A 12,574-nucleotide genomic window follows, 5' to 3' on the forward strand; every position below is an offset into this window, starting at 1 on the left:
ATTATTCAAGTTTTTTCGTAGAGAATGCGTAAATACAAACAAAACCAGTAATACATCTTTTCTGTGCCGTACTGGTTTTGTTTAAGATCATCTTAAATTGTAGCTAGTTCACCGAGATTGCAAATTCCGATTTCGGTGCCCCAGCGAATACGATTGTTCCGTTCTTCGGCAGTTTCACCTTGTTATTGCCACTCACGATGCTAAAGTTGATGCAAACTCCCTTCTCATCATACACCGCAAATGAACCATTTGATGGCAACGTCACGGTCATCCTTTTGTCTGTTGCCGCTTGTGGAATTGTAAACCATTTCGCATGCCCATTTGTATCCAACGTAACTTTGGATGATTGGCCTACATCAATTGGTTTTACATTAGATTCACTTACGTATAACAACCCAGCCATCTCCATATATTCATTTCCGCCTTCTGTATAGAAACGCGTTTCCGTCGTATCACGACCATTCATTACGGGAATTTGGATCTGATGCACCGCGATGTTCGGACCTGTAATTTTTCTGCCATCCCAATAGCCTGCTGGGCCTTCCTTGCGAGTAATTTGTGTACTAAGAAGTTTCGGTTGAACGAGATATTGAATAGAACTAAATTTCTCGTTTACAAGATAGAACTTGACACCTTCCCTCTTTGCCCATGCAGCAGCGGTTTTCTTCGATAGCACGTTGTCTTCTAGTTTCTCAGCTAAATAGTGGGTCATCACACTTTGCCCTAAACCTGAATGAGATTTATATGCGCTCTCCTTCAAATAAGTTCTTCCATTCTTCTCGGTTACGAAGTTGAGCTTGGAGGTACCCTCCTCATTAATAAAACTTCCATCAGCAGTATATACATATTTTTCTTCTCGATTAGATGGTAAGAACAGTTCTCCGTTGTTCGTAATTTCAATTTTAAAATGAGTTTCGCTATTGCCATAAAATCCTGCTTTCTTTGCTACGCCTTGAGGCATTTTGACTTTGACCGGCTTGCCAAAGGATTTGTTCGGCTTGATGTCCTTAATAGTACCTTTTTCTTTAAGCCTGGTGAGTAGCAATTCAGTTGCCATTAGTTGATTTGTAGAGCTCCTACCACCAGATGACAATACAGCCGCTGCTATTTTCTGTTCTGGTAGCACGACTAATATAGCATGTTGCAGTGCCGTATCGCCGCCCTTAGCCAAAGCTTTAATCCCATATTCACTAAATGGGTATAGTTTCACACTATCCCAGCCAAGGCCATAGTTAAAAATATTCTCTCCATCCCCTGGCCATATTCCTTTTTTATATTCCTCTTGCTCCATTGCCTTGACTACCTTATCAGAGAGGATCCCTTTTCCCTGTCCCATAAATAATTGTGAGAATCGCACCATATCTTCTGCCGTAGAAGATATGCCTCCCGTACCAATTACATTCACCGATTCAATTGGAAGTTGACCTTGGTAAGCTGGGAAATATAGTCCAGCCCGATTCTCATCCCTCCATTTGTCCCGCGGCGTTTTCGTATGATTCATCTTTAAAGACCCTGTAAAACTTTGATGTAGAAATTCAGTAAAACTCATGCCACTAACTCTTTCCACCAAAATTTCGGCCAGCGTAAAACCATCGTTACAGTATACCGAGAAAGCGCCAGGGTCCGCCTTCAAGTTTTGATTTGACAGTTGCTGTAACAAGGTATCATGGGCATAGGTATCATTATCTTCAAATAAAAATGCATTACCTAACGTAGAACCTTGCAATCCAGAAGAGTGATTCAATAACATACGCGGTGTAATACGTTTATATCGACCGTCTTTCATCTTAAAATCAGGAACATAGCGGACAACAGGAGCATCCAAATCGACTTTCCCTTCATCGACCAATTTCATTACAGCCGCTGTTGCATACATTTTACTGACTGAACCAATCCCATATTGAGTATCTTTGGTTAGCGGCTTTTCCCCCTCCATATCATTCTTGCCAGCCTGACCCGACAAAATAAGTTTTCCATTATCAATTAGCGCATACTGCACGCTATTCGCTTCATAAGACTTTGTAAGTAGCTCAGCCTTCTCTGCTGCAATCTTCTTCAGTTCCTGACTAGCTACTTCTTCACCAGTTACAACTGTAGTCTCACTTTCAGAAAATGCTTTCGCTCCTGTTGGTAGAATCATAGTCACCGCTAATGCAGTGGCTAACACACCAGTTAGCTTATTTTTCATCACGGAATTACCTCCTTAGATAAGTGACCGTTTTCATCATTTGTTTGATCCACTATGAAAATATGATAAAACTTATCCGTTCTCCCCTTTGACCTACTTGCTAAATTCAGCAAGTAAAATATTTTTAAAAGGATCAGGACTATCAGCTTTAATACTGTTTAAATTGACGGCCAATGTATGCTTGCCTCCAAGTGTGCCCCCAGCAAAAGTTAAAAAACCAGGAATGGTTCCTCCATGCCCCCATATCGATACACCGTTTGAAAGCTTTATTTTGGAAATTCCAAGCCCGTAATCGCCAAGTTCATCTGTTCCTGTAGGGACGGTTGTAAGCATTTGCTTTAGTTGCTCTTCTTTCAGTAATTTGCCCCCAAGTAAATAAGAAAAGAATTTGTTTAAATCATCAGCTGTAGAAATCATATCTCCGGCCGAGCTCCCCATACTTGGGTTATAATAAGTAACATCTTTCGGCTCACTTGCTCCGTCTAATTGAATATATCCACGGGCATGCTTGGTTCCTGGAATGACGCTTGAATTTCCAGGTAAGAATGTATTCGATAATTCAAGTGGTTCAATAATTCGATTTTCAATCTCTTCCGCATAGCTGTTCCCAGTTACTTTTTCAATAAGAATTCCTAGTAATACATATCCTGTATTTGAATACGACCAGCTCTTTCCTGGAGCAAAATCTGGAGGCATGGATATTCCCATCTTTACTAATTCTTCAGCAGTATAGGATTTTTTTGTATCCATCATATTAAAATCATTTGACCTTGTGTAATTAGCGATACCACTTGTGTGATTCAATAATTGCCTGATAGTAGTCTGTTTATCATCATATCCATTTCCTTGAATGACATCAGGCAACCATTTTTCAATAGAATCGTCTAAATTCAAGCGATTTTCTCCTGCTAATTGAAGTACAACTGTTGCAGTGAACGTCTTTGTCACGCTGCCAATCCGGAAACGAAAATCTGTTTTCATTGGTTGCTTGGTACTCAGATCAGCTACACCAGCAGCATAACTCCATGTTTTTCCGCTCTTAGAAACTTTAGCAAGTATCCCTGGATATCCAAGTTGCAATGTACCCCGCATTGCCTCTTTGACGGAATTACGGTCTCTTTGAGTGCTTGTTTCTAACGAGTTAGATACATTTTGAGTGGACTCCGCTTTTACAATTGAGGTTGGAGTTGTATATAACAGAGAACCTCCAGTTATCAAAAGGGCTAAACCTGTACATGTAATTCGACAGTGCTTTTTCATCAAAATATTTCTCTCCCCCTATTCATATTGTATATATGGTTTTTTACTGTTTTTAAACTAATCAATCATACAGCTTTCATCTTGACTAAAGACAAAAGGGCGATATTGAATTTGTAATCATTCTTATACCCACTATTTCACAAACGACTTTCTGACCTAAAAAATAACCTATCCTTTTTTCAGTTGTATGTTAACTTTTGTAATGTCTCTTTTCTTCCAAACAAGTCTTATTAATTAATTTGTTTTTTTATATAAATGTATGGTATTTGTTCCTCCTCTCAATCTTCTTTACATTTTAATCATACACAATGAAAATCTCTTTTTTCTTACCTCTTCCTTACAAATTCCTTACGTTCAAAATCACTTTTATAATTGATTATTTTTTATTTTAATAACATTTCATTTTGATTAATCTTTTTCAAATTGGATTCTTTTTAGTGCTCATTCACTAAGGATTTTCAAAGCATTGATAATCAAACTTTATTTCAACCAAACAGTAACATGTTTGCGGTATCCATGCTCAAATCATAATAAACATGATATATCCAGCAGCTTAAGTATTTTAATATAATATTAAAAAGTGGATATGCTTAAACGCATATCCACTTTCAACTACGTATATTTTTCACCTTAAACATACTTTTTTCCTGTTTATATACTTACCTTCGCTTCTCCAATATCCTGCTTTTTAATTAAATCTAAGTAAAAATGTGAGACAGTTGTGTTGTAATAAGGAGAAATAAAAATAAATGATAGATTAAATGTAAACATTCCGATAAATGTAGCTAATAAAAACCACCCAATAAATGATAACCAAAGAACAAATAATTTTAGCTTTTGTCCTTTCATTATTCTTTTACTTTCTCTCAATGCTTCACTTGCTGTATAATCAGGATTCTCTACTAATATGTAATACGACATGGAATAAGAAAAAAATTTAATAATACCTGGAACAATTAATAAGAGACTCCATAAAAAAAGAAAAATAGCTTGCAGCAGCCCCAATTTCATTGATTTAAACACATTCTTCTTTTTAAATCCCGAAAATACATCGTCTACCTTAGCATCTTCTTTTTTCCCTAAGTGTAAAGTAAAAACAGAATATCCATAATTGAAGATACCTTGTATGAGACTATAAATTAGGAAACAAACCCCACCTAAACCAATATAACTTATAATAAGTACAGCAAGTGCTGTTGGATCTACTTGTGGTTCCCCACCAATTGAATAAATAAATAACACATCCGGGCCAATTATCCCGATAAACAGTGCAAATATTAAATACATGAAAGTGGCGATTGCTGATGCACTTAAGGTTGGTACAAAATAGAATAAAGCTGATACTCCTATACCTACTCCCCATTTCCCATCTAACGAATTAAGTGCTGCTTTCTTAAAATTTCTTGTCATACTTGTATTCCCTCCTTTTTTCTTATTTTGCTTTACTAAAAACATAAAAGAACTTGTAGCAGGCCCCGCTACAAGTTCTTTTAGCAAAATACTTTAGCTCATCGAAAAATTATTTATTCTGCACAATCGGGGGTAATGCCTAAAATATGGTTTGTTAATATCATTATATAACATAATTATGAAATCTTGTTAAAAATTCTATATATTTAGACAAATAATTCTCCACTTTTTTACTTATTTTTTTATTTTCATGTAGTTTTATCTATTGAAAATAAGTATAAAAACTCTGCGCGGGGTAGCGCCAACCAAACGCGAATTTCGTATGCTAAGCAATTTTTCTGTAAAACTAAAATAAAAATTAATTAAAAATGGCGTGTTAATCCGTATTTTATGGTAAATAACAAGAATCCATTAGCTGTCCTATTGAATATATAAATATTTTTTGTAAAGGGTATATTTTCTAATGCCTTTATTGTTATTGATTAATCAATAACTTATAATCGATATTAAATAAATTATTATTCTCTACTTCTAATTTTGTTCTACATTTAACCCTCTATTCTTTTAGAGTTTTTCATTAAGAAGTTTAATGTTTCTTTTAGCCCCTCTTTATATGGTGTGGCTACTATTTTACCTATTCTATTTTCATATTTTTCTCCGCTTAAAGTAAATCCTTCTTCTGTAAGATACATAATTTCTACTACTTCTTTCATAACTGGGTTAAACAATCCACTTATACGAATTGCATTCTTATTTAATGGAATAACCATTTTTTTATTCCCAGTAATTTCACGTGCAAATTTTATTATTTCCTTTCCTGAAATCAATCCAGCACCTGGAATGTTCCAATTCTCTCCATAAGAATCATCTTTGTTTGCAATTTCTACAATCATTTTTGCCGCATCAGGTAAATAGACATATTCTCTTGGTGTTTTTAGATTACCAATAAAAATAGAAATTTTATTTCCTGCTAGTCCAGTCAATGTAGGATGCAAGTAAGAATTCTGCGAAGTTATACCATAATAGTCCGGTAATCTAACAATTAATGCTTTTGCATTTTTCCATTTCTTATCAAATATCAATTGTTCAAATTCAACCCTAATTTCCCCTTTTTTTGTATGAGGTTGTTTTGGATGATTTTCATCTCCTTTAGCAACTTGGTGACCGTAAACATATATTCCATCAACAATAACTATTTTCTTATCTAAAATATCTGCTGCCTTCATTACATTTTCTCCAAGTAAAAGGAGCTTATCTGCCATTTCATGATATTGAACATTCGCACATTGAAATATAACATCTACATCTTTTGCAGCCTCTACGATAGTTCTATAATCAAAAATATCGCCTAACTTATATGTTAACAAAGGTGTAGAACCATGTTCTTTCATTAATTTTTTTAATTTGCTTTCTGAACGCCCAAATGCAATAACCTCTATTTCTCTAGATAATAGTTCTGATACAACCGCTTGACCAGATCCACCTGTTGCCCCTAAAACAATTGCCTTTTCCATATTATAAATCCCCCTTTATTTTTTAATTTAGTTATTTATCAATCAATAACTAAATTTGAAATAAAAAACCGAAAAGAATCGGTTAGCTTATTTTCTTTAATTATGAATGAGCTCTGGTAAATCTAAGTAATAAGAAATATTACAAAGTATTCCTCTAGCTAAGAAAGTTGTTACTTCCTTCTCTGCATTTGGAACATTCGCTGATTGGAATCTTTCCAAAATATAGCTTCTAATACGAGACAATCCTTTTTTTGTACAGTTTCTTATTGTATCTTCTGTAACTGAAAGTCCTATTACCTGTAAGGCAATTTCATTAGGATATGATATAGACAGTTTTTCATATGCTTCAACCATTTTAATAACAATATCTTCAGGGTTTGATTCTACATTTTTAAATGTTTGAAGTATTCTTTCGAATGCTCTTTCCAGAGCTGCAACAAATAATTCTTCCTTGGTTCTAAAAAATCTAAATATATAAGGTTGAGAAATACCAACTTTTTCTGCAATTAATGCTGTAGTAGTATTATAATAACCTTTTTCTGCAAACACCTCTAATCCAGCTTCAAGGATTTCTTCCTTTCGATTTTCCTTTCTCTGATTCATTATATGTCAGCCCCTTAAAAATAGTTATTGATTGATTACTTACTTAGATGATAACTCATTCTTATTTAAGGCGCAACATATTTTCGTCACTAATTCATAAAATGTCAGCCTTTTCAATTTTATTATTGATTAATTACTAATTTCTATTCGATTTAGGTTCTGTATAAGTATCGAAAACGGTCGTTTAAGGAGCTTTAATTATATCTATTAAAAACGAATGAAATATGTTTAAAATACAGTTCCAAAACACCTTAGCCAAAATAAAGTATCATACTAAACATCAAATACCATTTATGGAACCTTCTTAACGTACGAAATTAACGTTATGTTGGCGGACCCCTGCACTAATTCAATCAAAAGTATATTTAATAAACAAAAAAGACCACCTATAAAATTTAACAGATGATTTTTTTGTGATTTTGCACTTGTGCACTACTTTAAAAATATATCACAAATTCATCTAGTATCCTAAACATTTGAATCTATAGATTGATCAAACTCCCACATTCTAGACGAACATCAATTAAATCTTTCTAATAGAAATTTTTTGCGTAAAAAAGTTTCAAGTTTACTAAAATCTGTTGAAGAATATAATATATCCATTCCATTTATAAATTCATGTTTAACTCGTTTCTCTCCCTCCTGGGGATCACAATGATGTGAATCTTTATACAACTGAAACATATTCCACGGTACTGCATTTGAAACCTCAAATTTACTTAGTAGTTCTGGACAAAGACCTTTAGTTGCTCCATCCTGAGCAGGAAAGGCAAAATTTTTATAAAGTTCGGCTGTTGCAGCAGAATAGTTATCCACTTTAGTTGAGAAGTAATAGACGCCATCAAAAAATCCTTCATATCTTATAAACTGCAATAATAGTTGTGGGATAATATATTCTGGTTTAAATGTGTCAGTCGTATTTTTTACACGTACAGAACATGCTGCCATTAAAGGCCAAATGATTAAATAAGAAATTACTTCATTTGGTTCATTTAATCTATCCGCCAAAAAGCGTTTTTTCTTAATTGTAACGTAATCATGAAATTTCTTAATTATCTTATCTATAAAAACAACGGGTGGTGTAGATAAATCAATATAACTTATATCATCTGATTTAAATACTGAAGTCTGAACCGTATTTAAATCAGGTTTATTAAGTTCTTCCCAGCAGGTTAAAGGTGTGCTTCCTAAATAGATACATGGTAACCCAGGAATACTGTATCTATATGTGCTGACTATTCCCCGAAGTTCTAACGGAATATGAAACATTTCTTTACTTGTAAATACATGATCCGTACCGACTCGCATTTTATAGAGAAATTCATTGTCAAAGTTTTGAAGTGTTTTTATATCATTGAAATGATTTGGTATAGACACGTTATTTATTAAAACTCTACGAAATTCTATAAAAGCCTTTGACGGAAAACCTTTATAATATTCTTTTAAAGAATTAATAATCCCATTACACAAATCCTTTTTGGTAATGACTGTTTCTAATGTTGCACTGCAGATGCTCTCTAACCCTGAGATATAAGTAATGAAGCAATCTTCAAGATACTCTATAAAATCATCATTCTCCCTAGTTAGGGGTAACTTTCCAACCTGCTTATACAAATCAATGATAGGCAGCACTTCTAAAACCCAGTTTCTTAAACGAGTAATTTTTTAGCGTCTTTCGAGAAATCAGATAGTGATAATTCACTGGCTTGCTTTTCATTATAAGGATTAAATTTAATTTTCTTAGGTTCATCTATTTTTTGTAACTCTTTATATAAATTAAATGCAATATTGACATCCTATTTACTAACATTAGTATCTTCTTTTATATGAGTTAGTTTAACTGCTTTCTCTATTAAATCTGTTCTTAATTTTGAAATAGTAATCACATCACTTTTCAAACGAAAATAATTAATTAAGGTTTTACACTTTCTCAATATTACGGCATCAATTTTCTTATATAATTAAATTATTCTCTTTATTTATTTTATGTATCTGTTCCCTTTGAACCCTACTATTATAGGGTTCCTTTTTTATAATCATATATTTATTAATTAATTTATCGATTTCCTGACTTAAATGGAGGACTTTCGTATGACTAAAACCATGTTTTTTTACCAGTTCAACTAATTGTAATTTTTTATTCTCTATTAGATCATTTAACTTCGCCACTAACATAAACTTTTTTCTTTCACACTCCCCCTGAGCAAAATAAAAAGAGCTGCTCCCAGCTCTTATATACTAAAATCTTTATTATTGCAGTGTAAAATTTCCCATATTCGATTATAAATGAATATATATAACGCTATCAACAATAATTTCTAGTGTATAAATAAAAAGCAGCAATATTTAATTACTGCTACTCTTTTTAAATTCATTATTTATAAAAAAGTATTCTTCCGGTCCATCAGCCTCACCATATCAAACTTCCAGCCTTATAATATGTGCTGCTACTTCCTTTAAAACCACATTCATAAATAATATGATAGGTGCCACGTTATGTTCTGGATCTCTGTAGTTCTTGAGATTGGCTATAAATGACCATTCATTATCTTTTAAATTTGTATAATAATCATTCTTTTCTTCCCAGTTTCCTATGTGCCACCTCATATATATATAGAAAATAATCTTCTGCAAATGCTTCATTTATCTGTTTCTTTGTAAATGGAATATCTTTACTATGATTAACTTTTATGTATTCTTTAACGAATGGAAACTTTAAAGCAGCTTCTTCCCAATTTCCTGTATTTATTAATTCCACCAATCCTTTATATTCATCTTTTATAATTACTTTATCTCGAAAAGCTGTATACATTTCAAAAGACAATTTTTTTACCCTCTTAAATTCATTATGAATTTAATTAACATATATATACTTAACTACACAATAGAAGGTTTTAGGAATCGTATTACGTTTCCCTTTTTACTAAATTCACTCTCATTGTTACAATTCTTTGAGGCAAGATCCACTATATAACTCTCTGAAATTTTAAAAGTTCTTTCCTCATTAAACATTGTCAGAGGAACTGACACTCCAACATTATTATCTAAATGACTTAGTACCATTACAGGGATAGTTTCTCCTTTTAATAAATCAACATATGAGGTCTTAACTTTATAATAATGCCCTTCTAAAAAATGCATTTTTCCGTTTATTAAATCCACTGCAACTCCATTATTACAATACGCTAAGTTTTGATTTAAAAAATGAATATCGTCTGATACTTTAATAAATTTCATCGTTTTATTATCAAATATATAGTAACCATCTCTTACTACAAAAAGATTATGTGGATTGATAAACTCTAGCAGATAATGTGTAATTTCAAAACTAGTATCTCCCTCAATCATTTCTCTGTATTCTACATAAAGTTTTTCTAACTTTTTAAATGTACTTAGTTTGATCCCCTGATTTGGTCTTGATGCAAGTGTTAAGTCATCTAATACCCATTTAGCTACATATGTTGACGTTGGAATCATTTACAATTTACCCCCTTGAAAATTCTATATATGAACATATAAACTATTTAAATTTAATAAGTTGGGCTCTACTTAAAGTATAGGCAGAATCTATTTAATAACTAAGATAATTCTCTAACTTTTTCATATTTACTTCTTATAAATTATAATTATCAAACTCCTACTATGAAATTTTTAATAATCAAAAAATTAATACAATTTGATGTAGCTATTTGGCTGTATAAAAATAAATCAACTATCAATTAACTGGATTTACACTTTAAAAAATGTACAAATCGTTCCTATTATTTCGAGACAATTCAAATATTTGAAAAGAAAACCCTACACAGAAAATCATATATGGATATTATGATTATATTTTATGTAATTACATGTGAGATTCTAAACGATATTTACGTCCTTTCAGAGACAGTATGCCCTTGATTATTTGGTGTATAAAAATATATTAAACATATAGTACGTGAAATTTTTAAAGAACACTTTAGGAGGTTTTAAGTACATGGAAAATGTTGTTCTAATTATACGGATTTCAGATTTATTAAAATCTATGGATAAGATATTAGCTAATTCTAAATCTGCAGAAAAAGTACATGAATTACTAAATACGTCAAAAACTAGAATTTATTGTTTTGTCTAATTCAATAAGCACGAATATCATCACATTCAGTATCTATATAGTTTAACTCTACAAATTGCACATCTTTTTGGCAATTTAACAATTCTATTTTATTCATATTGTTCCAATCAAATACTTCTGCATGAGAAACTAAGCATTTTGCTTTCACAGTAGTTGTAATTCTCAGAAATTGTTCTCTATTCTGCCATGTTGATATAAGACATGGCATCTCTAGCTCAATTAAAACTTTTTCTCCTACGGTAAAAAAATTCATTACACTGGGTGCATCTGATTCAAAAATTTCACATTCTGTTGTTTTTGAAATGACTTCTGCCCAACCATTTAAATAGTCAATACCTTTTAGCATAATGGGCAGCTGCTCTATCATTTCAACTTTTTGTGTTATAACCTCCAATAATAAGGTTTCAGCTAAAATATCAATCTTTTCTTGTTCCAATATTAAATTCCCTCCTTAATCGACGAAACAAAGAAATATTTTCTATATTATATTATGAATTGATCTATAAAAGAAAAATAAATGAATGCTCTATACAATTCTATTTAACATAACGCATTATAATCGATAGCAAGAAAAAAACGGATCCCTCCTCTAAAAAGGAATCCACCCTTTCATCATGTACTTCTATACTTAATTTATTTTCTTTGCTCTTGCAACCTTCCACAAAGCCACAATTAGTATAAGGAGTGGTATTCCCTGAATGAAGAGAAATCCTCCCGAAAAATAAAGCACACGACTCACTAGAGGAGGCGCTGTTGCCGACTCACCCGCAAAATAAGCCCCATAATTAGCCGCCACACCTGCATAATCAGCTATCCCACCTATAAGAAAAGCCGCTGGACTTGTGATTAGATTTATCCCTAAACAGACCATTATCGATGATAGGTTTTTAGTCTTAATTTTTGGTGAAACAGACAAGAAAAATAAGAATAACGCAGTGCCGTTTATAAGAAGTAGTGGTATTACATAATAAATCCCCATAATTCCCCTCCATGGCTTTAATTGTACCATCAGCAAGGATTGATTTGAACAAATAGGGTATTTATGTAAGTCAGATATAGTGTCTCATTATCAGTAACAAGAAAAAAAGCCCTGATCAGGGCTTTTTTTAAGATTACTATCATGAAATTTTTAATTGAAGAAAGACATGATTAGATTGATGCATCTTTTTTTGATGTCTGTTTTGTGAAATCATACAAAGCGATTGCACCTAAAAGAACAAGTATACCTCGAGGAGCATCTATCAAAATAGTTTCCCACATTTCTGGCATTGTCCATTTAATATCTGCTGTTGATGCAAGATATGATTGAAAATAACCGATTGAAAAATCAATTATACATAAAAATACAAATATTGTTAGACCAATTCGAATTAATTTCTTATTTGTAAACATATAACACCTCTCAAAACCCATTGGATATTTTTGATTTAAGGTTTTTTATATATAAGAATCTTTATATATAATTTTAACATACAAAAAACCCAA

Annotated in this window: 10 protein-coding genes and 2 pseudogenes; all 12 read right to left on the reverse strand. The window is 32.2% G+C overall.

Annotated elements, in window-relative coordinates; all coding sequences use genetic code 11:
• Positions 1–103: 103 nt before the first annotated feature.
• Positions 104–2,188 carry a serine hydrolase domain-containing protein gene (locus ES895_RS22380; RefSeq protein ID WP_135238671.1) on the reverse strand — a complete coding sequence of 695 codons (2,085 nt, stop codon included), beginning with the start codon at positions 2,186–2,188 and terminating at the stop codon, positions 104–106.
• Between the two features lie 93 nt (positions 2,189–2,281).
• A complete protein-coding gene (locus ES895_RS22385) occupies positions 2,282–3,448 on the reverse strand; it encodes a serine hydrolase domain-containing protein (protein ID WP_098204630.1) in 1,167 nt (388 codons plus the stop codon).
• A gap of 651 nt (positions 3,449–4,099) precedes the next feature.
• The gene (locus ES895_RS22390; RefSeq protein ID WP_098204636.1) at positions 4,100–4,858 is read right to left on the reverse strand and encodes a DUF975 family protein; all 759 of its coding nucleotides are present in this window, start codon (positions 4,856–4,858) and stop codon (positions 4,100–4,102) included.
• A 548-nt stretch (positions 4,859–5,406) separates the two neighbouring features.
• A complete protein-coding gene (locus ES895_RS22395) occupies positions 5,407–6,372 on the reverse strand; it encodes an NAD-dependent epimerase/dehydratase family protein (RefSeq protein WP_098204631.1) in 966 nt (321 codons plus the stop codon).
• A 96-nt stretch (positions 6,373–6,468) separates the two neighbouring features.
• Entirely contained in the window at positions 6,469–6,975 is a 507-nt protein-coding gene (locus ES895_RS22400; protein ID WP_098204632.1) for a TetR/AcrR family transcriptional regulator, read from the reverse strand.
• Positions 6,976–7,494: 519 nt separating this feature from the next.
• Positions 7,495–8,909, reverse strand: a pseudogene (locus ES895_RS22405) (hypothetical protein).
• A gap of 19 nt (positions 8,910–8,928) precedes the next feature.
• Positions 8,929–9,150, reverse strand: a complete 222-nt coding sequence (locus ES895_RS30010; protein ID WP_000959244.1) for an aspartyl-phosphate phosphatase Spo0E family protein — start codon at positions 9,148–9,150, stop codon at positions 8,929–8,931.
• Positions 9,151–9,393: 243 nt separating this feature from the next.
• A pseudogene (locus tag ES895_RS29855) lies at positions 9,394–9,787 on the reverse strand (hypothetical protein).
• A gap of 65 nt (positions 9,788–9,852) precedes the next feature.
• Complete coding sequence (locus tag ES895_RS22425) at positions 9,853–10,452, reverse strand: hypothetical protein (RefSeq protein WP_097863253.1); 600 nt, start codon at positions 10,450–10,452, stop codon at positions 9,853–9,855.
• A 638-nt stretch (positions 10,453–11,090) separates the two neighbouring features.
• Positions 11,091–11,525 carry a hypothetical protein gene (locus tag ES895_RS22435; protein WP_135238661.1) on the reverse strand — a complete coding sequence of 145 codons (435 nt, stop codon included), beginning with the start codon at positions 11,523–11,525 and terminating at the stop codon, positions 11,091–11,093.
• 192 nt (positions 11,526–11,717) lie between these two features.
• Positions 11,718–12,068 carry a hypothetical protein gene (locus ES895_RS22440; protein ID WP_029948484.1) on the reverse strand — a complete coding sequence of 117 codons (351 nt, stop codon included), beginning with the start codon at positions 12,066–12,068 and terminating at the stop codon, positions 11,718–11,720.
• Positions 12,069–12,238: 170 nt separating this feature from the next.
• Positions 12,239–12,502: a DUF3937 family protein gene (locus ES895_RS22445; RefSeq protein ID WP_025118347.1), complete on the reverse strand. Its 264-nt coding sequence runs from the start codon at positions 12,500–12,502 to the stop codon at positions 12,239–12,241.
• Between the last annotated feature and the right edge of the window lie 72 nt (positions 12,503–12,574).

It is taken from the genome of Bacillus sp. 007/AIA-02/001, assembly GCF_004634455.1.
Lineage (GTDB): Bacteria > Bacillota > Bacilli > Bacillales > Bacillaceae_G > Bacillus_A > Bacillus_A cereus.